Consider the following 21,330-nt stretch of genomic DNA (forward strand, 5'->3'; position numbering starts at 1 on the left):
GCAGCGGACAACAACAAACCCGTGAAAAACATCAATCCGGGGGTGTTTGCGCCAACTGCCGCTCAAGCTCCCGGCTCACCGCCCGGGGCGAACCGGTGCCCCTGGCCAGCAGCGTATAGGCCATCGGGATCAGGAACAGGGTGATCAGGGTGGCAACTGTCACCCCGCACATCACCACAACACCGATCACCGTCCGCACTTCGTGGCCGGGACCGCCGGACACTACCAGCGGGACCGCACCCGCCACCGTGGTAAACGCCGTCATGATGATCGGCCGCAGCCGACGGGAGGCGCCCTTTTGTACCGCCGCCGTGAACTCCAGGCCGAAGTCCCGCATCTGGTTGATGAACTCGACGATGAGAATGCCGTTCTTGGTCGCCAACCCGACCAGCATCACCAGCCCCACCTGGCTGTAAATGTTGAGGGTCTGGCCGAATAGCCAGAGTCCGCCAAGACCGCCGGCAAGGGCCAGTGGCACCGTAAACAGGATGACAGCCGGGTGTACAAAGGATTCAAACTGGGCGGCCATCACCAGGTACACCACCAGCAGCGCCAGCAGGAACGTCAGCAGCACGGAGTTGCTGCTCTCCTGGTAGTTCAGGGACTCCCCCTTATAGTCAAAGTTGGCGCTGGTGGGCAGCTCGGTGCGCACCAGGTTCTCCAGGTAAAGCAGCGCCTCTCCCAGACTGTAGTCGTCGCCGAGGCTGGCAGTGATGGTCAGGGCGCGACCGCGGTTATAGCGGTTGAGGCTGCCGGCGTCGGCCTGTTCGCGCACCGTTATCAGGCTGGCCAGCGGCACCAGGTCCCCGGTGCCGGCGGAGCGCACGTACAGACTGTTCAGGTCACCCAGGGTACGCTGGCCTTCCCGCTCGCCCTCGACAATCACGTCGTATTCGCGACCACCGCGAATAAAGGTCGTAACCCGACGCGACCCAAGCATGGTTTCCAGGGTGCGGCTGACATCGAGCAGACTGACTCCCAGGTCCCCCGCACGGTTGCGGTCAATACTGATACGCAGCTGTGGCTTGGTGGGCCGCAGGTCGGTATCGACCCCTACCAGGCCAGGGTTTTCCGCAATACGCGGCAATAGCAGATCCTGCCAGTCGGCCAGGTCCTCGTAACTGTCGCCGGTAATCACAAATTCAACCGGGTCACCGCTGCCGCGGCCCAGCCCCCCACCGCCGCGTATGAACACGCGGGCACCTGCGATATCCGCAAGGCGACGGCGCGCATCGGCCTGAATCACACTGGTGGACCGACGACCCGTCTCCGGGTCCGACAGCACCAGCAGTGCGAAAGCCTGGTTAAAGGCCTCGCCGCCGCCAAAGGATGGCGCACGGATCAACAGCCGGTGGATGTCGCCGCTCTCTACCAGAGGCAACAGCCGCCGTTCAACCTCATCAACCTGGGTTACCGTGTAATGGAACGAGGACCCTTCCGGCGTACTCAGCCCCATGAACAGAATCCCCCGATCCTGGTCCGGCACGTACTCCCTGGGCACCGCCTGAAACAGGGCCGCGGTCGCCGCCAGACTCGCCACCAGCACCAGCAGGGTCAGCCAGCGATGGGGCAACAGCACTCCCAGCACGCGCTGGTAGGCACCTTCCAGGCGGGCACTGAGGCCCTCCACCGCATCCGCCATGCGATTGGATATGTGTTCCCGGCTCAATATCTTGCTGCAAATTGCCGGCGCCAGGGTAAGGGCAATAAAACTCGAAAAGATCACCGCCATGGCCATGGTAATGGCGAATTCCCCGAACAGCCGACCCACATCGCCCTCAAGAAAAGTAATGGGTACGAATACGGATACGAGAACCAGTGTGGTGGCAACAACCGCGAAACCCACCTGCCGGGTGCCCCTGAACGCCGCCACCAGTGGTGTTTCGCCCTCCAGCAGACGGCGGTGAACGTTCTCCAGCACCACGATGCTGTCATCGACCACCAGGCCGATGGCCAGCACCAGTGCCAGCAGGGTCAGCAGATTGATACTGTAATCCATCACCCACAGCGCGCCAAAAGCGGCCACCAGGGACACCGGCACGGTTATCGCCGGCACCAGCAGGCTGCGGGGGTCACCGAGAAACAGGAAAATCACCAGCACCACCAACACCGCGGCAATGAACAGCGTGATGTAGACCTCGTTGATCGCCTCGCGCACGAACTGGGAGTTGTCATAACTGGGAATGATCCGCATGCCGTTGGGCAGTTGCTGATTCATTCGCTCCAGCTCCTCCAGCACCAGGTCACTGACCGAGAGGGCGTTGGCCGTGCTTTGCTTGACCACGCCCAGTCCTACCTGCGACTCACCATTGCCGCGAAACAGGCTGCGGTGCTCGGCACTGGCCAGTTCCACCCGCGCGACATCGCCGAGACGCACCAGATAGCCGTCATCACTGCGCCGCAGCACCAACTGGCTGAAATCCGCCGCAGTCTCGTAGCCGCGATCAACACGAATCACGAAATCCCGCTCCAGCGAGTTAAGCGTGCCCGCCGGTAGCTCTACGTTCTGGGCCCGGATGGCAGTCTCCACATCAGCGGCGGTAAGATCCCGGGCAGACAGGGCATTGCGGTCCAGCCAGATCCGCATGGCATAAACCTGCTCCCCAGTGATACGCACCCGGGCAACACCGTCGAGTACGGAAAAACGATCCACCAGATAGCGTGTTGCATAGTCAGTAAGCTCCAGCGCATCCATGCCCGGAGCCACCAGGTGAGCCCAGAAAATGACCTCATCGTCGCTGGCACTCTTGCGCACCTCCGGGGGATCCGACTCCTCGGGCAGGTTATTCAGGATGCGCGACACCCGGTCGCGAACATCGTTGGCGGCGTTATCGATATCCCGATCCAGCTCGAATTCCAGGGTAATGTTGGAACGGCCGTCCTGACTGGTGGAGGTCATGGTGCGGATACCTTCCAGGCCCGCCAGCCGATCCTCGATTACCTCGGTAATACGATTCTCGACCACGGCCGCGGACGCTCCCGGGTACGGCGTAGTGATGCGCAGGACCGGCGGGTCGATGTCCGGATACTCGCGCAGCGGCAGGCGATCAAACGAGAGAATGCCAAAGGCCAGCAATAACGCGGCGGCAACAGTAGCCAGGATCGGGCGACGGACCGAAATATCGGACAGCAGCATGGCTAGAAGTCCACCGGTGTAATCTGCATACGCTCACCGGAGAGCCTGCCAACGCCGTCATGAACGATTTGTTCCCCCTCCTCCAGACCGTCCACAATCTCCACCCAACCGGGCCTGCGACCGCCGATAATCACTTCAACACGCTGTGCCCCGGTTTCGGCGGCGTCCACGCGCCAGACAAAATGCTCGGTCGAGCGCGACTGCAGGCTCTCCTCCGGGACCAATAGTACCTGCCGCGGGGGGCCGCTGATCACCACTTCCACCAACATGCCGGGGCGCAAGCGCTCACCGGGGTTGGCAAGCTCCGCGCGAGCGGTGATGGCTCGGGCAACAGGGTCTACGCGACTGTCCAGAGCAGTGACAGTACCGATATAATCGCGGGAAAAGGCGGGTGTGCGTGCGCTGACTTTCTGTCCCGGCCTGAGGAATTGCAGCCGGCTCTCGGGCACAGTGAAATCAAGCCGCATGCGTGAAAGATCATCCAGGGTGGTAAGTGGCTGCCCCGCCGCTACCAGTGCGCCCTCGCTCACCAGGCGCAGGCCCAGGGTGCCGGCAAAAGGCGCCCGGATAGTCCGGTCGCCAATTCGCGCCTGCACCTGTTCAATGCGGTGGCGGCTGACCTCTACCAGAGTCCGTCCGGCGTCCAGTTCGTTCCGGGCCACCTGGTCCTCGCGCGCAAGATTCTCCAGTCGCCGCAGTTCACGTTCGGCGTCCGCCAGGGTCACCTGCAACTCGCGCAGGGTCGCCTGTTCCGCATCCTGCCTGAGCAGTGCCAACAGGTCGCCCCTGGCTACCTTGTCGCCGCCATCAAACTCAAGCGACGTAATGATTTGCGAGACACTGGCGGCAATGACCACCGATTCCCAGGCCTGCAATGTTCCCAGCGCCTGTAGTTCATCATTGAACAACTGTTTACCAACGGTGAAAAGTGTCACCGGCACTGGCGGGCGCGCCGCAGCGCCGGATTCCTGTTCAACCGGACCGGCTAACCACCAGGCCGCTAACCCGGCAACACCGAGTACGGCCAGCAGCGAAAGAACTTTTTTCATATATGACTCCGACACAGGGCAAAAGCGGTCCCCGGTGACTACGTCTGCAACCAGGATTAGCGCGCGGTTAACGGCCAGCATTATAAAGGCCCGGCCACCGCAAGTGTGAATAGCAACCCAACACCTACGTCGGGGAATCGACTAACGGATGGTAGTCAGGCCGGTTGCGCTACCTTACACTGGCCTGGCAATGCTTGTGAGCTACCACCAAAAATAACAGGAGCTACCCGTGGATAATGCACGCCCCACCCCGCTGGTTGAAGATCTCGAAGGAACCCGCAAGACACTGGAACGCTGGTTCCAGAAGCGGCGAGGGTATCCGGTATCACTCTCTGGCCTGACCGTCCCCGAGGGCTCGGGGATGTCCAATGTGACATTATTGTTTACCCTGCACTGGCAGGAGCAGGGTATTGCCCGGGAAGAAGCCTGCGTGGGTCGCCTGCAACCGGATATCGCAAGACCGGTGTTTCCCAGCTATGACCTGGCACCACAATACCGGGTTATGGAGGCCCTGAAGCAACACAGCGCCATTCCAGTCCCTCCCTTGCTCGGGCTTGAAACGGATACCAGCCTGCTCGGCGTCCAGTTTTACATCATGGGCCATATTGCCGGACGCATCCCGGCTGACATGCCCCCTTACAACATGGACGGCTGGATGCTGCAGGAGACCAGCGAGGACCAGCGGGCCGCGCTCTGGCGCGCCGCTGTCACAACCATGGCCAGTTTCCATCAGCTGGACCACCATGCCCTGGGACTGCCCCACCTGGACACGGGTGAACTCACACCGCTGCAGGCACAGCTGGCCTACGGCAGGATTACCTCGGCTGGGCCATGGAGGGTGAGGGCCATGCAATTGCACAGGCCGCGCTGGACTGGCTGCAGGCGAACCAGCCTGATGAAGAACCCGTGGCGTTGTGCTGGGGGGATTCGCGGATAGGCAACATGATTTTCACCCCCACACTGGATAGCGTAGCGGCCGTACTCGACTGGGAAATGGCGACCCTGGGTAACCCGGTACAGGACCTGGCCTGGTTCAATTACATTGATTCGGTGTTTGCGGAAGGGCTGGAGCTGCCGCGACTACCCGGCCTGCCCTCTTACGAGGATACTGTCGAGCAGTGGCAGCAGGCCACAGGCCGAACCGCTGAGCACTACGAGTATTATCTGCTGTTTGCGGCCATGCGGTTTTGCCTGATCATGTCGCGCATCATGTTGGCGACGGGGCAGGAGGGAGATGTACAGGAGAATTTTACCTGCAAACTGCTGGAACGGCATCTCAGCCGCATGCCTAAAAACGACTCTTGACGGTTAACAGAACCTGGCTGGAGCTTACGTCATCGTCTTTCACGAAGGGAAAGGCGAAATCAATGTGTATGACGCTGCTCTTCTCGGCGCGACTGGAGTTGAGCCGAATACCGACACCGGCATTGGCCAGCACGCCACCATTGGGGCCGTTACTCGCGTCTTCAAACCAGGCGCGGCCCACATCCACAAAAGCCGCCAGGCCGATCTGCACCAGGCGGAAAGGGTGCCAGTCCGAATAATAACGCTGCTCCAGGTTGAACACGGCCGAGCGATCACCCACCTGGTAATTGAGATCGTAACCGCGCAGACCGCTGGCACCGCCCAGGGTGAGCTGCCGATCATCAGTGAGGCCATCGGTGTAGTCCACCCGTAAACTGCCATATGCCGCCCACTGCCGCGACTGCTTATGCAAATAGCGGGTTTCGGTCGTCCACCAGAAGTTCTCGAAGCGGCTGTCGGCAACCGTCCAGAAGCCCTCAACCGCCGTGTTCCATTGCCACAACCGGTCGTCATCGACCAGCAGGGTATTGGCATAACTGCCCCGAACAACAAGCTGGTCGCGGGTGGCACCCAGGTTCTTGCCGGACCAGCCCAGGGTCCAGTCATAGCGCTCGCCTACATAAACGTCTTCAGTACGGCCCAGGTAATTGAAGTTATGCAGTTCGACAAACTCATCCTCAATCGATTCGTAACCAAAAAACGGGTAACTGTAGTCGCGATCTACAGGCAGTTCAGCGGGTGGGATAGCAGAATCACTGAACCCGAAACCGTTACTCTCAAAGGTATAGCCAAACAACCAGCGACCAACGCGTCGGTCTTCCCGAATGGCGGGCGCGATACCGCCAAATACGGACACACGTTCAATCTGGTGTTCAAACTCCGCCACTTCATCGCCCCGGAACCAGAGTGCCTCCTCCAGCCTGGTGCGATTCAGGTCAAGTCCCGCGGACCAGCGCTCATAAATGGAGAAAAAGGGCCGCACGAAGCGCAATCCGTGTTCATAGCCGTCATCGTTGTCGGCCAGAGAAGCACGCATGGTCCACCGCGAGCCCCCCAGCGCCGGATCAGCGTAGCGAATGGTATTACCGGAGCGCTCTTCATCGCTATCGTGCTGGACAATAATCTGCTTGCCGGTGCCCAGGAAATTGGCATCCCGAAAACCGATTGCGAAGGAGTTCTCGCCCCCTTTTCGACCCACCGACAGCATTGGTGTAAAGGTCCAGATATCCCGGGTAATGACCTCAATATCCACTTCATCACCGCATACGCGCCACGGGCGCACTGATGCATCGTAAATGAAACTAAGCCGCCGCAGGATCCGCTCGGACTCCCTGAGACGTGCCGGGTTGTAGGTCTCACCCTCCTCAATCAGCAAGTGATCTGCTATCACCCACTCCCGGGTAATACTGTGTACATCGTTGGCCCACCGGTACAGTGCCTTATCTTCGCGCGGGTCTGCCGTATCAAAGACCCCAAAGCGCTGCTGGCGGATACTGCGAATGCGGGCATCCTCGGGAATATGTTCCAGCAGTTGCGAGTGCGCTGGAGACGGTTGAAAACGGAAGCTCTCGGATAGCGGCTGCGCAGCCACTTTCCTGCACTCTGCAGCCGGCTCGGCCGCAGCCGCAGCCGACGCTGATAGCAGGCAGCAGCTATAAAGCAACAATAGCCTGGCCCACGAGCCGAAGTGGCCAGACAGTGAACACGCGCGCGCAAAAATCATGCTGATAATATAGCCTCGCTGAGGAGTGACCTGACAATTAACTGTAGTCTGTACTCGTTAACAATAGGCAGATAAACTTGGCCCCCGCTGCGACCAGGAGCTGTTTCCCGGTACTGCCGCGACCACTACAAGGAGTTCCGCTTGACCCCTTACCTGCAAGCCCAATTGCAAACCCTGACCAGCCCGGGGTATCGACAGCTTATCAATACTATACAGCGGGGAATTGAGAAGGAAAGCCTGCGTATTACACCAGAGGGCAGATTGGCGCAAACTCCGCACCCGGCAAGCCTCGGTTCGGCGCTGACACACCCTTCTATCACCACGGATTACTCCGAGGCACTCCTGGAATTCATTACCCCGGTCGACACCAGTATCGAGCACAGCCTCGATACCCTGGCGGATGTGCACAGCTTCGTTTACGCCCAGCTTGAGGATGAACTGCTGTGGGCCGCCAGTATGCCCTGCGTGGTCAATGGCGACGACAGTATTCCGGTAGCGGAATACGGCAATTCCAACGTCGCGCGCATGAAAACCGTCTACCGCTATGGGCTGGGTCACCGCTATGGCCGCCTGATGCAGACCATTGCCGGCATTCACTACAACTTTTCAATGCCCGCGGAATACTGGCAGCGCGCCTGGGACGATGCCGGCAAGCCAGAGCCTTTACAGGATTACATCAGCAATCGTTACCTGGGCCTGATCCGCAACTTTCACCGCCATTCCTGGCTGTTGATCTACCTGTTTGGCGCCTCGCCGGCGGTATGCGCCAGCTTTTTACGAGGCCGCGACCAACATGGCCTGCAACCGTTTGACGAACAGGGCAAAACACTTCACATGCCCCACGCCACGGCTCTGCGCATGGGCGACCTCGGCTATAACAGCTCGGCCCAGCGAGGCTTGAAGGTCTGCTACAACTCGCTGGACAATTATATCTCGGCCCTGCGCGATGCCATCATGGACCCACACCCGGACTACCAGGGCATTGCCAGCGGCCGGGATGGTAATTACCAGCAGCTCAATGACAGTCTGCTGCAAATAGAAAATGAATTTTACAGCACCATTCGCCCGAAACGGGTGACTCGCCCGGGTGAGGCACCGCTAAAAGCGCTGCACCGCGCCGGCATTGAATATATCGAGGTCCGCTGTCTGGACATTAACCCCTTCACACCGGTGGGGCTGGATGCGCAGCAGATTCATTTTCTCGATACATTCCTGCTGTATTGCCTGCTGGAGGAAAGCCCCCCCTGTGACAGCGACGAACAGTCACGGCAGGCGGCGAACCTCAATGCGGTGGTCAACCGCGGCCGCGAGCCCGGCCTGGAGCTGTTCGCCAATGGCGGCAGTCGACCGCTGTCGGCGCTGGCTGACGACCTGCTGAGCGGGATGAGCGGGGTCGCTGAACTGCTTGATAACTGCCATGACAATACGCTCTACAGCGCCGCACTGGAAGAACAGTGCAGTCGGGTGGCAGATCCCGAGCGTACACCGTCGGCCCGGGTACTGAGGGAAATGCGCGAGCGCGATGTGCCGTTCTTCCGCCTGGCTATGGGCTACAGCGAACGTTGGGCGCAGTATTTTCGCGAGCGACCATTGCCCCCGGAAGTAGCGCAACGCTTTGCGGCGGAAACCGCCAGCTCACTGGCGGCTCAGCAAGCCGTCGAAGCAGCCGATGAACTTGGTTTTGAAGACTACCTGGCGCAATTTTATGCCCAGTACCAGAAACTCTGACCCATGGCAGTAGCACCTGCTTGCGGGCCACTGCCAAAGGGCCTAACGTAGGGCTGCCGGTTAATGGTCAGCCTTTTCCGCATACCGAGGAATAGTATCTTGTTGCACACATTGTCATCTCGCCTGGTTTTTTTTGGCCTTGCCCTGGTTGCTCTGCTGGCAATGCTGTTTGCCGCTTACCTGGAGCATATTGTGGGCCTTAACCCCTGTCCCTTGTGCATGACCCAGCGCGTCTTTGTCGTGACCGGTGGCGTAATCGCCCTGCTCGCGGCCCTGCATAATCCCCGCGCTTGGGGTCGACGTGTTTACGGCGCACTCTGTGTAGCTGTGGCGGCGGGGGGCGGCGCGGTGGCGGCACGCCATGTCTGGCTCCAGCATCTGCCGCCGGAACAGGTGCCGGCCTGCGGGCCCAGTCTCGAATACATGCTCGAAACGCTACCTTTCCGGGACACCCTGAGCATGGTTTTGATGGGCGATGGCAACTGTGCCGAAACTCACTGGACCCTGCTGGGTTTCTCGATCCCGGAGCAGACTTTGCTCCTGTTCATCGCCATTTTCCTGGCCGCACTGTGGCAAACCCTGCGCCGCCAGTAGCAGCCGCCATCATTTTTCACTGGAGTTACCCGCCTGATGCGCCAAAGCAAACAAGACCCCGCCGACCACTTCCGAGCCGTAGAGCGCATGCTAACCGACTGGTTGCGGGAACGCCGCAGCCTGCTTGCACGTTATACCTCGCTCGCGGTCGCCACCGACGACAGCCCGGAGAATAGCCATTTGGCGCGCCGCCAGCGAGCCTTGTGCGAGCTGCTGGTGGATTACGTCTCAGCCGGCCATTTTGAGGTATTTTCCGCACTACTGTTGGAAGCTGAGATTTTCGGTGACGACAACACGGCGCTGAGTACCGAATTAATGCCGGATATCGCCGACACAACGGAAGTTATCATGGCTTACGAGGAAAAATACGGTAACGGCGATCACTACCCCGAAACCCTGAGACGGGACTTGTCAGCGCTGGGGGAAATACTGGAATCGCGTTTCGTGATGGAAGACCAGCTTATCGCCAGCCTGCATGGCAAGCACCGGCGTCGCTTGCAAACGACGCCGGGTTAAGTCGGGCCTGGATCAGCTCTCCGCTTCAGTCTCGCTGTCTTCTTCCTGGCTCGGAATGGAGAGCAGCTCCACTTCGAATATCAGGGCGGCATTCGGGCCTATCAGGTTACCCGCACCGGCCGGGCCGTATGCGAGGTCCGAGGGAATATAAAGATTCCACTTGGCGCCTGGTGACATCAGCTGCAAAGCTTCTGTCCAGCCGGCAATGACCTGGCCAACACCAAAGGTTACCGGTTCACCGCGCGCATAGGACGAATCAAACTCGGTACCATCGATCAGTGTGCCGCGATAATGCACCTCCACGGTATCATCGGGGCCGGGGCTGGCGCCTTCGCCCGCGGTAACCACTTCGTACTGCAGCCCTGATTCAGTGACCGTCACTTCCTCACGCTCGGCATTTTCAGCCAGGAATGCCTCTGCTGCCTGGGCATTCACTTCACCGGCCGCGGCAAGCAGTGCTTCCTGTTCGGCAACTGCCTTTTCCTGATACGCCTGCATCTCGGCCTGGATCTCTTCCTCGGTCAGGCGCGGCTCGGCACCTTCAAGCGCATCCTCGAGACCGGCGGTGAATGCCGGCACGTCCAGGGGTACGCCGTCTTCAGCCATACGCTGGCCCAGACCAAACGCAATGCCATAACTCAGGCGCTGGGTTGAATCTTCCAGCACCACTTCTGTCGTGTCTTCGGGGGCTTGCTGATTACAGGCCTGCAGAGTCACCGTGGCGAACAAAGCGAGCGGGAGTGCGTATTTTTTCATAAATATTTTCCATTACCCGTCAAAAGAAGCGAAATCATACTACCCGAGTATAGCACTACGCCAGCCCCATCCCGAATCACCGTCCGTCAGGGTGCCAGAAATACCTCGTGCAGGCGCTGCACCAGGGCCTGCCGGCTTCGCGCGGGGGGCGCGCCTCCCGCATCCAGCAAGCCATCCAGTGCCTGCAACAGACTACCCGGGGTTGCGGGCGAGGCAGTATTCCGGCCATGCCAGCGCCAGATCTGCGCCTGCTGTTCCCGCTCCGCTTCCAGCTCAAGTACCTTCAGTCGCTCCCGCAATGATTGCGCCTCCGGCAGGCCACGCCAGTCACGGCGCAGCTGCCGCAGTGGCACCACGACCCGTTGCCGCCAGGGCGCCAGGGCCCGGCCAAGGGCGCTCCATTCCGCAGCATCGCGCCGTTGCCCTTGCGCCTGAAGCCAGGCAGCGTATAACAACAGGTTTACATCTGCCGCGTAATAGTCCTGCGCCTCGAGGCAAGCCTCGGCGACACCGGGTTGTTGGTATCGGTGCAGGGAAAACGCCCATAGCGCATTATTCATCATGTCTCCGGCTGGTTACCGATGGAAGCTGCGCGTAGAATGCGCGCCCTGATGATCATATTACGCGATATCGAACTCCGCCGCGGCAGCAAGTTGCTACTCGAAGGCGCGAACGTCACCTTGCAGCCCAGCCAGAAACTGGCGCTGATCGGTGCCAATGGCAGTGGCAAATCCAGCCTGTTCGCAATGCTGCTGAGGCAGCTGCAACCCGATACCGGCAGTATTGAAGGCATGAGCAAGCTGCGCCTCGCTCACATGGCGCAGGAGGTTGCCGCTACCCGGGAATCCGCCGCCAATTACATTCTCCAGGGCGACGCCGAACTCGCCACGCTGGTGCAGGATCTTGCCGCGGCCGAAGCCGATGGGGATTTCCAGCGCGCCGCCAGCCTGCACAGCGCCATGGAAGAAGCCGATGGTTACAGTGCCGAGCGCCGGGTACACCGCTTGCTGCAGGGGCTGGGCTTTCCGGCAAACGCCGCCGAGCGCCCGGTCAGTGATTTTTCCGGTGGCTGGCGGATTCGCCTGAACCTGGCGCGTGCACTGATGACACCTTCGGACATGCTGCTGCTGGACGAACCCACCAACCACCTGGACCTGGATGCCACGCTGTGGCTGGAACAGTGGTTACAGGCTTACCCCGGCACTTTGCTGATGATCTCCCACGACCGGGATTTCATCGACGCCACCTGTGAACGTATTCTCAGCATAGAAGGTGGCCAGCTGCAGTCCTGGAAAGGCAATTACTCCGACTATGAGCGCATGCGCGCCGAGATGCTGGCCAACCAGCAGGCTAGCTATGAGAAGCAACAGGTCCGTATAGCTCACATTGAAGACTTCGTGCGCCGCTTTCGCTACCAGGCCACCAAGGCTCGCCAGGCCCAGAGCCGGATCAAGGAGCTGGAGCGGATGCAGCAACTGGCTCCCGCACACGTGGACTCACCCTTCAATTTCGTGTTCCCGCCCGCCGGCAGGAGCAGTGACCCCCTGCTGCGACTGGATGAGGCCGATCTCGGCTATGGTGATCAACCGGTGCTGTCCGGGGTGGACCTGATGCTGCGCCCGGGTTCCCGCATCGCTTTGCTGGGCAAGAACGGCGCAGGCAAATCCACGCTGCTGAAAAGCCTCATTGGTGAACTGCCGCTGATCAATGGCAGGCGCCAGGCCGGTGAGCACTGCCGCATAGGCTATTTTGACCAGCAGCAACTGGAGTCACTGGACCTGACAGCCAGCGCGGCCCTGCACATCCAGCGGCTGAGCCCGGATGCCCGGGAACAGGAGATCATGAATTTTCTCGGAGGCTTCAATTTTCGTGGGGACTTCGCGACCAGCGCCATAGCCCCATTCTCCGGTGGTGAAAAAGCCCGGCTGGCGCTTGCACTGGTGGTCTGGCAGCGGCCCAACCTGCTGGTTCTGGACGAGCCCACCAACCACCTTGACCTGGACATGCGCAATGCCATGGAGGTGGCGCTGCAGGGCTATCAGGGGGCACTGATTCTGGTCAGTCACGACCGCCACCTGCTGCGCAATACAGCCGATGAACTGTTGCTGGTGCACGACGGCGTGGTCGAAGAATATGACGACGATTTGCGCGCCTATGAAAAATGGATCCTGAGCAGCTACCGAAGCAGTGACAAGCCGGAACAAGGCAGCGCGCCAGCGGAAGCGGCGCCCGAGGCCAGTCGCAAGGAGAAGCGCCAGCAGGCCGCAGCAGAGCGTGAAAAAAAGCGCCCCCTGCAACGCGAGATCACCACGACAGAAAAGGCCATGGCTGCGGCCGAAGCAAGCATGGCGGCACTGCAGGAACAGCTTGCCGATCCGGCACTGTATGCTGATGACGGCAAGCCGGAACTGGCCCGGCTGTTAAAATCAGAAGGCGAACTGAAAATTCGCGCCGAGCAGCTTGAAGAGCGCTGGCTGGAGTTGCAGCAGGCGCTGGAACAACTCAACTGAGCAGCGCCAGCTTCGCCAGGCGGGGCAGGCGCTTGACCGCCACCTCCCGGCGCTGGGCTGCGCTCCGATCGTATGCCTCCTCACACCAGAGCAGCTGCACCGGCCTGCGCCCCCGGGTATAGCGCGGCCCCCCAGCTACAATACCGTTATGCTGCGCCAGCCGGCGCTGCAGGTTCACCGTAACACCGGTATAAAGGCTACCGTCGGCGCACTGCAGCAGATAGACGCACCATTGTCCCGGCACTGCGTCGGTTGCGGCTGTCATGGAAACGGGCGACCGGTGGGGTACGCATACATCGGCAAAAACTCCCGGGCGCTGGTTGTGCCCGCAACAGTGAATGGTATCATTGCGCCTTCTATACTTGGGGCAGCCTGCGAGGCCATCCATCCCCCAACCGACTGGAGACTACAATGAGCGAACAAATCGTACACGTAAACGATGCCAGCTTTGATACCGAAGTTCTGAATTCCGATATTCCCGTACTCGTCGATTTCTGGGCCGAGTGGTGTGGCCCCTGCAAAATGATCGCCCCGGTACTGGATGAAATAGCCACCGAATACAGTGGCCGGCTCAAGATCTGTAAAGTCGATGTCGACGCCAACCCGGACATTCCGCCCAAGTTCGGTATTCGCGGTATTCCCACCCTGATCCTGTTCAAGAATGGCAGCGCCGAAGCCACCAAGGTCGGCGCCCTGTCCAAAACCCAGCTGGTCGATTTTATCAAGGAAGTGGTCTGACGCCGTTACCGGCGGAGCCCGCAACGGTCTCCGCCAACACGCCACAGTGCGCATTGAAAGCGCAACAAAGCGCTAGACGGCCCCTGCACAGCGTGCTACATTCACTCTCGTTGCCCGGTCCCGCGCCGCAATAATAACTCTGCTACTCAACGATTTAACGCTGCATTCTTATCATAACTGATCGGTACTCCCGGCAGCTACGTGCGTTTGCATTCGTTTTTCTTCCTCGAACAACAACTCAGCACCCTCTATGAATCTAACTGACCTCAAGACCAAGTCCACCCAGGAACTCATCGACATCGCCAAAGAGATCGGCCTGGAAAACATGGCCCGATCCCGCAAACAGGACATTATTTTCGCGATCCTGAAGCGCCACGCCAAAAGTGGCGAGGATATTTACGGTGACGGTGTTCTGGAAATACTGCAGGACGGCTTTGGCTTCCTGCGCTCCGCAGATAGCTCTTATCTCGCCGGCCCGGACGACATTTACGTCTCCCCCAGCCAGATTCGCCGCTTCAACCTGCGCACCGGCGATTCCATTTCCGGCAAGATCCGCCCCCCCAAGGACAGCGAGCGCTACTTCGCCCTGCTCAAGGTCAGCGAGATCAATTTCAACAAGCCCGAGAACGCCAAGCACAAAATTCTTTTTGAAAACCTGACCCCGCTGTTCCCGGACGAGCGTCTGACCCTGGAAAAGGGTAATGGCAGTACCGAGGACCTTACCGGCCGCGTTATTGATCTGGTGGCTCCCATCGGCAAGGGCCAGCGAGGCCTGCTGGTGGCGCCGCCCAAGGCCGGCAAGACCATCATGATGCAGAGCATCGCCCAGGCGATCATCAGCAACAACCCGGAATGCTACATCATCGTCCTGCTGATTGATGAGCGCCCGGAAGAAGTCACCGAAATGCAGCGCTCGGTAGGTATTCGCGGTGCCGAAGTGGTGGCCTCCACCTTCGACGAACCACCTTCGCGGCATGTACAGGTTGCCGATATGGTGATCGAAAAAGCCAAGCGCCTGGTCGAGCACAAGCGCGATGTGATCATCCTGCTGGACTCCATTACCCGTCTTGCCCGCGCCTACAACACTGTAGTGCCCAGCTCCGGCAAGGTACTTACCGGTGGTGTTGATGCTCACGCCCTGGAGCGCCCAAAGCGTTTCTTCGGTGCCGCACGCAACATCGAGGAAGGCGGCAGCCTGTCCATTATCGCCACCGCCCTGGTTGATACCGGCTCGAAGATGGATGAAGTCATCTACGAAGAGTTCAAGGGCACCGGTAACATGGAACTGCACCTGGACCGCAAGATCGCCGAGAGGCGGGTTTACCCCGCCATCAACATCAGGCGGTCCGGGACCCGTCGCGAAGAACTGCTTACCGGCGAAGAGGAACTGCAGCGCATGTGGATTCTGCGCAAACTGCTGCACAGCATGGACGATTCTCCCGCTATTGAATTCCTGCTCGACAAGCTCAGGGACACCAAGAGCAACGATGAATTCTTCATGTCCATGAAACGTAAATAAGATCTGCCGCACCGTTGCGGGCAGCGCATTGCGCTGGCCCGCGACACGTTATACTGTCCCCCGACCTTTAAACGGACAGCGGGCAAACAGTGAAATATACCGATCTTCGCGCTTTCATCACCGAACTGGAACGTCGCGGCGAACTGCTGCGTATCACCCGGGAAGTTGACCCGAACCTCGAAATGACCGAAATTGCCGACCGCACCCTCCGTGGCGGCGGTCCTGCACTGCTGTTTGAAAACGCCAAAGGCTACAAGGTACCCGTGCTCGCCAACCTCTTCGGCACCCAGACGCGGGTTGCCCTGGCAATGGGGGTTGAGACCATCAGCGCGCTGCGCGAAGTCGGTGAGATTCTGGCTTATCTACGCCAGCCGGATCCGCCCAAGGGCCTGCGCGACGCCTGGGACAAGGCGCCCCTGCTCAAACAGGTGATGAACATGGGGCCAAAAGTGGTACGCAACCCGCCCTGCCAGTATCACGCCCATGAGGGTGAAGACGTAGACCTGTACCAGCTGCCCATCCAGACCTGCTGGCCCGGCGACGCCGGCCCCCTGGTGACCTGGCCACTGGTGATCACCCGCGGCCCCAACAAATCCCGACACAACCTGGGCATTTACCGGATGCAGCTGATCGGGCGCAACAAGCTGATCATGCGCTGGCTGTCCCATCGTGGCGGTGCCCTGGATTACCGCGACTGGCAAATCCAGAACCCGGGCAAGCGCTATCCGGTGGCGGTAGCCCTGGGCGCGGACCCGGCAACCACCCTTGGCGCCGTGACCCCGGTTCCCGACAGCCTGTCCGAATATGCCTTTGCCGCCCTGTTGCGTGGCAGCAAGACCGAACTGACGGAATGCCATACGCAGGGCTGTCGTGACCATGGATTACAGGTGCCGGCCACGGCGGAATATATTCTGGAAGGCTACCTGGAGCCCGGTGAAATGGCCGATGAAGGCCCCTTCGGCGACCACACCGGCTATTACAATGAAGTGGAACGCTTCCCGGTGTTCACGGTGGAAGCCATCACCCACCGGGAAAACCCGATTTATCACAGCACCTATACCGGTCGGCCGCCGGATGAGCCCGCCATTCTGGGGCTGGCGCTGAATGAGGTGTTCGTACCGATTCTACGCAAGCAATTTCCGGAGATTGTTGATTTCTATTTGCCACCAGAAGGTTGCTCCTATCGGCTGGCGGTCGTTACGATGCGCAAGGAATACCCCGGCCACGCCAAGCGGGTCATGCTGGGCGTGTGGTCCTTCCTGCGCCAGTTCATGTACACCAAGTTTGTGATTGTCACTGATGATGATGTCAACGCCCGTGACTGGAAAGACGTGATCTGGGCCATGACCACCCGCATGGACCCGCAGCGGGATAGCGTATTCATCGACAACACGCCCATCGACTACCTGGATTTCGCCTCACCTACAGCGGGACTGGGGTCCAAGGTGGGCTTTGATGCCACCAATAAGTGGCCGGGGGAATCCACTCGCGAATGGGGCCGGCCCATCGCCATGAGCGATGATGTCAAGGCACGGATTGATATGCTGTGGAGCGAGCTCGGCATAGAACTCCCGGGCGGCGACTGAAAACGAACAGCAGCCCGGTTCGGAATCAGCGTTGCGCAGGCTCCGGCAAGGGCAACCGGGGCAGGCTCTTTTCCCGCAGCAACAGGCCTTTGCGGAAAGCGGCGGCAGCGGCCTTGTCCTCACCCATGGCAGTGAGCAGGCGTCCCAGCTCGGCAAAGGTTTCCGGGCTGCGCCGCTGCCTGTTGCTACTCTCGAAATACTCCCGGGCCTTGCCCCACAGCTGTTGCCGACAGGCGAGGCGCCCCAGGCACAACAGTAACTCGGGATCCTGCGGATGCTCTGCCAGCCAGGCTTCGCCCTGGGCCAGCTGGCGGCGAGGGTCGGGTAATTCCACGTATCCAAACAGCCGCGCCAGGTCACTGTCCCAGCCTTGCTTGAGCGCTTTGCGAATAACCGTAGCCGCACCCTCGTGGTCACCCTCGTGAATCAGCAGCCCTGTGTAGGTGTGCAACAGCGCGGGATCGCGACGCTGCGCCGCGGACAAGCCCTGCCAATAATGATGCAGACGCTTAGGCGCATCGCCGTCACCGCCATGGTCGGCAGTCGCGTGCAAAAGATGGGTGTGTACGGTCCGCTCCAGCTCTTCCAGTTCCGCATCGGGCACTACCCGGTACTTGCGCAACTCGGGCAAAAGCTGCCGCAATTGCGGCCAGTCAGAAAGGCCGAAATAGGCATTGCGCAGCAGTTTAAGCACATACGGGTGCTTGCCGGCGTTGCTCCGGGCGCGCTCCAGGGTGGCAACCGCCTGTTCAAACTGCCGGGCCTTGAGTTTGAGTTCGGCCTGGGTAAGGTCCACTGCAATATCGGCCTCGGCATCGGAGCGTTCCGCGGCACTGAGATACTCCCGCATCCGCTCCGGCTCGCCCAGCTGGAAACTGGCCCTGGCCGCCATCAGGTAATTGAGCAGCGGCGCCTCGCTCCCCTGGGCAGCACGCAGCAACTGTTGGCGGGCGCGCGCCCAGTTACCCTCAATGAAACTAATCAGGCCGCGGTTGGTCAGCTGTGCCGCTTGCCGAGCTTTGCGGCTACCGAGCCACCCCGCCAGTGATCTCTGGCTGGCGAGCAGTTTGCGAAGCAGGGCGACACTGCCATAGAGTACAACGGTCAGCAGGACCAACAGGAATATTCCAACCCACAGGCTGGTCTCCACAGTGTAGGCGCCATATGAAATGAGAACGTAGCCCGGGCTGGTCTCAACCAGGGCGACCACCCCTACTCCCAGGAGCAGGGCCAATAACACGAGAACCAGTAGTTTGCGCATGGCCTATTCGTCCCCGACCCGCTGCAAGCGACGGCTAACGGCCTGCTCAAGAACCTCGAGGGAATGAGAAACATCCGGAAACGGGACTTCTATCTCCTGCTTGACCAGCGCATCAAGTTCCCGGGCAATAGCAGTGGCCGACCTCTCGTCGGCAACAAAAAATTCGTCCACCCAGCGGCGCGCCCGTTGCAGGCTCTCGCGGTAGAGTCGCTGGTTACCGGACAGTAATGCCACCTGGGCCTGTTCCAGCAACATCACCGTGTTTTGCCGCAGCAAGCCCTCCCACTGTGGATCAACCAGGGCCTCTACCGGCACTTCGCGGCGGCGTACCACCACATACCGGGACAGCTTATGCAGAGCCTCTTCGTAGCCCTGTCGCAGCCGCGCCTGCCAGGACTCATCCTCGACATCCTCCTCCGGCTCTGCCCGGGCGGGCAACTCAAAGAGCACCAGGTCGGCCACCTGGTCACTAAGCGCAGAGAGGCGCAAATACAAGCCTTCCGTATCTACATCGGGCACTGCGCGCAATGCCGCCAGGTCGACCGCCAGGGCTCGTCGCACCGGGTACAACGTTGCGTCGTCCAGCTGCCGCAGAATATTGTCGGCACTTTTCAGCAACGCCTGCGCGGAGTCGGTATCGCCCGTCATTATCAGGCGCTGGTTTGCAAGGCGCAGTAGGTATTCCACTTCAGCCAGCAGCCAGCTATCGCTGTCGCCGCCACTGATCCTGGCCAGTGCCTGCCGCTGTTCCTGCACCTGGGATTCCAGTTGCTGAAGCTGTTCCCGCATCCCGGACTCCAGCTGCTGCAGCCGGCTTGCCTGTTGCTCGAGGGTGGGTAGCACCTTCTCCAGACGGCGCTCCAGGGTGCCGGTAAATTCGCGGCCCAGTTGCACGATGGCAGAGCGCCATTCACTGCCCTGGTCGGTAGCGGGTTCAACACGGGTCTCCAGTGCCGCCAATCGCTGCACCACCGCCGCCTCCCGTTGCTGCGCCTCCCATACCAGCCATCCGCCACCGGCGGCAATAGCGAGCACCAGTATGAGCGCCAGCCAGGCTACCGCAGCGGAGCCTCCTCCCGGCGATTTCCCGGCCCCTACCGCTTCTTCGGCCCCCTGTTTGTCAGTCATGGCGTCTTTATCAGTCACGGCGTCATCTATGGGGTCTTGTTGGTCGCTCACAGTTTTTCTCCGGTACTCGGGCACCATTGTTCAAGGGCGTGCAGCATAGCTTCGTCGGATGCGTTTTCCGCCACAACGATATGACGGAAGCCGGCGGCGCGCGCCGCCGCCGCAATACGGGCAGAAGGCAGCAGCAGCGTTACAGACTGTAAGTTAGAGGTTTCCGGCCGGTCTAGCAACGCCAGCATGTTTGCCAGGCCCTCGCCGCTACTGATCATGATCGCGCCTATCCGCCAGCGTTCAATCGCCGCTGCAAGCTCTCCCGGCAGCAGCTTCGGTGGAGATCGGCGATAACAGGCCAGGGTTTCCACCCGGGCGCCCCGAGCACCGAGCGCCTGCGCCAGAGTGGTCCTGCCGCCCTCGCCCTTGACAATAAGTATTCGCGCACCGGCAACCTGCTGTAAACCGGGCAGCGCCAACAGGCCCTCGCTGGTCATCTCCCGCTCCGGTGTCTGCGCACTGATACCATAGTCCGCCAGCGCTCGCGCCGTACCCGTACCCACTGCATACCAGTGCATACCTGCCGGCAATTGCGGCCAGTAGTCTTCCACCACTGCCATACCAAAGCGCACCGCATTGGCGCTGATAAAAATGACATGATCGAATTCAGCCAGCGCCAACACGCGCTGGCGCTCCTCGGCCGGCAGTCGCGGCAGTGGCTGCAAATCCAGCAGCGGCAAGTGGTGGGCCTGCCAACCACGATCGGCAAGCGCAGCACACAGGGCATCGCCCTGCCCGGCGGGGCGAGTGACCAGGACGGCCCTAGTGGCCATAAACCTCGGCCAGTATCGCCGCCGCACCCTGCTGCAACAGGTCTTCCGCTACGGCGATACCCAGCGCTTCGGCGTCGGCCACCGGGGCACTGCGCTCGGCCCGCAGCACCAGTGTGCCGTCGGGCCTGCCTACCAGGCCACGCAGCCACAGTTCGGTGCCCGCGGCATTCAGCTCGGCATAACAGGCAATGGGCACCTGGCAACCGCCTTCCAGGCGCCGGTTGAGGGCGCGCTCGGCGGTGACCCGAAGCGCCGTGGGTACGTGGTGCAGGGGTTGCAACAGTTCCAGCAGCCCGACATCGTCACTGCGCAATTCAATACCTACGGCACCCTGGCCACCGGCGGGCAGCGAATCGGTTACCGGCAACCGCTGCCGCACCCGCGCGCCCATTTCCAGGCGCAACAAACCCGCGGTTGCCAGCACAATCGCGTCGTATTCGCCGGCGTCCAGTTTACGCAGTCGCGTGTTGACATTGCCGCGCAGGAAACGAATCTGCAGGTCCGGCCGGGCGGTGCGCAGCTGGCACTCACGGCGCAGGCTGGAGGTACCGACCACGCTTCCGGGAGGCAGGTCCGCCACGCTATCGAAATGGTTGCTGACAAAGGCATCGCTGGGATCTTCGCGCTCACAGATCACGCCCAGGGCAAGGCCCTCGGGAAACTCCATCGGTACATCTTTCATTGAGTGCACCGCAATATCGGCACTGCGGTCCAGTAGTGCCGTTTCCAGTTCCTTCACGAACAGCGCCTTGCCACCCACCTTGGCCAGGGGCACGTCCAGCAACTGGTCCCCACGCGAAGTCATGCCCAGCAGTACCACCTCAAGCCCTGGATGAGTTCGCTGCAATGCGTCGCGAACAAATTCAGCCTGCCACAGGGCGAGGGGACTTTCTCTGGTAGCGATAGTGATCGTACGGGACATGCGGTGGATTCCTAGGCAGAAACGCGAATGATACC

At 60.6% G+C, this 21,330-nt stretch carries 19 protein-coding genes; 9 read left to right on the top strand and 10 right to left on the bottom strand.

The features are described from left to right. Window positions 1–31: 31 nt before the first annotated feature. Both CWI75_RS01965 and CWI75_RS01970 read right to left on the bottom strand, forming a co-directional pair. The gene (locus CWI75_RS01965; RefSeq protein WP_101519776.1) at window positions 32–3,136 is read right to left on the bottom strand and encodes an efflux RND transporter permease subunit; all 3,105 of its coding nucleotides are present in this window, start codon (window positions 3,134–3,136) and stop codon (window positions 32–34) included. Window positions 3,137–3,138: 2 nt separating this feature from the next. Next, window positions 3,139–4,185 carry an efflux RND transporter periplasmic adaptor subunit gene (locus CWI75_RS01970; RefSeq protein WP_101520089.1) on the bottom strand — a complete coding sequence of 349 codons (1,047 nt, stop codon included), beginning with the start codon at window positions 4,183–4,185 and terminating at the stop codon, window positions 3,139–3,141. 229 nt (window positions 4,186–4,414) lie between these two features. On the opposite strand from CWI75_RS01970, the gene CWI75_RS18805 reads away from it, so the two are divergent. Next, entirely contained in the window at window positions 4,415–5,122 is a 708-nt protein-coding gene (locus tag CWI75_RS18805) for a phosphotransferase (RefSeq protein ID WP_146003527.1), read from the top strand. After that, window positions 5,017–5,490: a phosphotransferase gene (locus CWI75_RS18810; protein ID WP_101519777.1), complete on the top strand. Its 474-nt coding sequence runs from the start codon at window positions 5,017–5,019 to the stop codon at window positions 5,488–5,490. Before CWI75_RS18805 ends, CWI75_RS18810 begins: the two co-directional genes overlap by 106 nt. Here the strand turns inward: CWI75_RS18810 and CWI75_RS01985 are convergent. After that, complete coding sequence (locus CWI75_RS01985; RefSeq protein ID WP_162299966.1) at window positions 5,474–7,081, bottom strand: BamA/TamA family outer membrane protein; 1,608 nt, start codon at window positions 7,079–7,081, stop codon at window positions 5,474–5,476. The two genes, CWI75_RS18810 and CWI75_RS01985, sit on opposite strands and share 17 nt — an antisense overlap. Before the next feature lie 273 nt (window positions 7,082–7,354). On the opposite strand from CWI75_RS01985, the gene gshA reads away from it, so the two are divergent. From gshA to CWI75_RS02000, 3 genes are all read left to right on the top strand, one after another. Further along, the gene (gshA, locus tag CWI75_RS01990; protein WP_241521038.1) at window positions 7,355–8,941 is read left to right on the top strand and encodes a glutamate--cysteine ligase; all 1,587 of its coding nucleotides are present in this window, start codon (window positions 7,355–7,357) and stop codon (window positions 8,939–8,941) included. Window positions 8,942–9,040: 99 nt separating this feature from the next. After that, window positions 9,041–9,535 (top strand): disulfide bond formation protein B, encoded by a 495-nt coding sequence (locus CWI75_RS01995; protein ID WP_206604610.1) that lies wholly within the window; start codon window positions 9,041–9,043, stop codon window positions 9,533–9,535. A gap of 36 nt (window positions 9,536–9,571) precedes the next feature. Then, window positions 9,572–10,051, top strand: coding sequence for an Rsd/AlgQ family anti-sigma factor (locus tag CWI75_RS02000; protein WP_101519780.1), 480 nt, complete (start codon window positions 9,572–9,574; stop codon window positions 10,049–10,051). A 12-nt stretch (window positions 10,052–10,063) separates the two neighbouring features. Here CWI75_RS02000 and CWI75_RS02005 read toward each other — a convergent pair whose 3' ends face one another. Both CWI75_RS02005 and CWI75_RS02010 read right to left on the bottom strand, forming a co-directional pair. Further along, a complete protein-coding gene (locus CWI75_RS02005) occupies window positions 10,064–10,807 on the bottom strand; it encodes a BamJ family beta-barrel-assembly machinery protein (RefSeq protein ID WP_101519781.1) in 744 nt (247 codons plus the stop codon). Window positions 10,808–10,893: 86 nt separating this feature from the next. After that, on the bottom strand, window positions 10,894–11,370 hold the full coding sequence (locus tag CWI75_RS02010; protein WP_101519782.1) for a TIGR02444 family protein: 477 nt from the start codon (window positions 11,368–11,370) through the stop codon (window positions 10,894–10,896). Between the two features lie 48 nt (window positions 11,371–11,418). Between CWI75_RS02010 and CWI75_RS02015 the strand changes: the two genes are divergently transcribed. Next, window positions 11,419–13,317 carry an ABC-F family ATP-binding cassette domain-containing protein gene (locus tag CWI75_RS02015; RefSeq protein ID WP_101520092.1) on the top strand — a complete coding sequence of 633 codons (1,899 nt, stop codon included), beginning with the start codon at window positions 11,419–11,421 and terminating at the stop codon, window positions 13,315–13,317. Here the strand turns inward: CWI75_RS02015 and CWI75_RS02020 are convergent. Then, window positions 13,310–13,582 carry a GIY-YIG nuclease family protein gene (locus CWI75_RS02020; protein WP_101519783.1) on the bottom strand — a complete coding sequence of 91 codons (273 nt, stop codon included), beginning with the start codon at window positions 13,580–13,582 and terminating at the stop codon, window positions 13,310–13,312. The genes CWI75_RS02015 and CWI75_RS02020 overlap by 8 nt on opposite strands. A 146-nt stretch (window positions 13,583–13,728) precedes the next feature. On the opposite strand from CWI75_RS02020, the gene trxA reads away from it, so the two are divergent. From trxA to ubiD, 3 genes are all read left to right on the top strand, one after another. Beyond that, on the top strand, window positions 13,729–14,055 hold the full coding sequence (trxA, locus tag CWI75_RS02025) for a thioredoxin TrxA (protein ID WP_101519784.1): 327 nt from the start codon (window positions 13,729–13,731) through the stop codon (window positions 14,053–14,055). 250 nt (window positions 14,056–14,305) lie between these two features. Continuing rightward, a complete protein-coding gene (gene rho / locus CWI75_RS02030) occupies window positions 14,306–15,574 on the top strand; it encodes a transcription termination factor Rho (protein WP_101519785.1) in 1,269 nt (422 codons plus the stop codon). Between the two features lie 89 nt (window positions 15,575–15,663). Further along, complete coding sequence (ubiD, locus tag CWI75_RS02035) at window positions 15,664–17,160, top strand: 4-hydroxy-3-polyprenylbenzoate decarboxylase (RefSeq protein WP_101519786.1); 1,497 nt, start codon at window positions 15,664–15,666, stop codon at window positions 17,158–17,160. 25 nt (window positions 17,161–17,185) lie between these two features. On the opposite strand, the gene CWI75_RS02040 is transcribed toward ubiD, so the two are convergent. Genes CWI75_RS02040 through hemC form a run of 4 tightly spaced genes read right to left on the bottom strand, consistent with a single transcriptional unit; the run spans window position 17,186 to window position 21,295 of the window. Further along, window positions 17,186–18,421: a heme biosynthesis HemY N-terminal domain-containing protein gene (locus CWI75_RS02040; RefSeq protein WP_101519787.1), complete on the bottom strand. Its 1,236-nt coding sequence runs from the start codon at window positions 18,419–18,421 to the stop codon at window positions 17,186–17,188. Between the two features lie 3 nt (window positions 18,422–18,424). Beyond that, window positions 18,425–19,600 carry a uroporphyrinogen-III C-methyltransferase gene (locus CWI75_RS02045; protein ID WP_162299968.1) on the bottom strand — a complete coding sequence of 392 codons (1,176 nt, stop codon included), beginning with the start codon at window positions 19,598–19,600 and terminating at the stop codon, window positions 18,425–18,427. After that, window positions 19,597–20,373, bottom strand: a complete 777-nt coding sequence (locus CWI75_RS02050) for a uroporphyrinogen-III synthase (RefSeq protein ID WP_101519789.1) — start codon at window positions 20,371–20,373, stop codon at window positions 19,597–19,599. Before CWI75_RS02050 ends, CWI75_RS02045 begins: the two co-directional genes overlap by 4 nt. Beyond that, a complete protein-coding gene (gene hemC / locus CWI75_RS02055) occupies window positions 20,363–21,295 on the bottom strand; it encodes a hydroxymethylbilane synthase (RefSeq protein ID WP_101519790.1) in 933 nt (310 codons plus the stop codon). The genes CWI75_RS02050 and hemC overlap by 11 nt, the downstream gene beginning before the upstream one ends. Between the last annotated feature and the right edge of the window lie 35 nt (window positions 21,296–21,330).

The sequence above is a fragment of the Kineobactrum sediminis genome (genome assembly GCF_002868715.1).
Lineage (GTDB): Bacteria > Pseudomonadota > Gammaproteobacteria > Pseudomonadales > Halieaceae > Kineobactrum > Kineobactrum sediminis.

Bases quoted from the DNA above. Each gene is read 5' to 3' on its own strand.
- CWI75_RS01965 (WP_101519776.1), bottom strand. From the start codon at position 3,136: ATGCTGCTGTCCGATATTTCGGTCCGTCGCCCGATCCTGGCTACTGTT.
- CWI75_RS01970 (WP_101520089.1), bottom strand. From the start codon at position 4,185: ATGAAAAAAGTTCTTTCGCTGCTGGCCGTACTCGGTGTTGCCGGGTTA.
- CWI75_RS18810 (WP_101519777.1), top strand. From the start codon at position 5,017: ATGGAGGGTGAGGGCCATGCAATTGCACAGGCCGCGCTGGACTGGCTG.
- CWI75_RS02000 (WP_101519780.1), top strand. From the start codon at position 9,572: ATGCGCCAAAGCAAACAAGACCCCGCCGACCACTTCCGAGCCGTAGAG.
- CWI75_RS02005 (WP_101519781.1), bottom strand. From the start codon at position 10,807: ATGAAAAAATACGCACTCCCGCTCGCTTTGTTCGCCACGGTGACTCTG.
- CWI75_RS02010 (WP_101519782.1), bottom strand. From the start codon at position 11,370: ATGATGAATAATGCGCTATGGGCGTTTTCCCTGCACCGATACCAACAA.
- CWI75_RS02015 (WP_101520092.1), top strand. From the start codon at position 11,419: ATGATCATATTACGCGATATCGAACTCCGCCGCGGCAGCAAGTTGCTA.
- CWI75_RS02020 (WP_101519783.1), bottom strand. From the start codon at position 13,582: ATGACAGCCGCAACCGACGCAGTGCCGGGACAATGGTGCGTCTATCTG.
- trxA (WP_101519784.1), top strand. From the start codon at position 13,729: ATGAGCGAACAAATCGTACACGTAAACGATGCCAGCTTTGATACCGAA.
- rho (WP_101519785.1), top strand. From the start codon at position 14,306: ATGAATCTAACTGACCTCAAGACCAAGTCCACCCAGGAACTCATCGAC.
- CWI75_RS02040 (WP_101519787.1), bottom strand. From the start codon at position 18,421: ATGCGCAAACTACTGGTTCTCGTGTTATTGGCCCTGCTCCTGGGAGTA.
- CWI75_RS02050 (WP_101519789.1), bottom strand. From the start codon at position 20,373: ATGGCCACTAGGGCCGTCCTGGTCACTCGCCCCGCCGGGCAGGGCGAT.
- hemC (WP_101519790.1), bottom strand. From the start codon at position 21,295: ATGTCCCGTACGATCACTATCGCTACCAGAGAAAGTCCCCTCGCCCTG.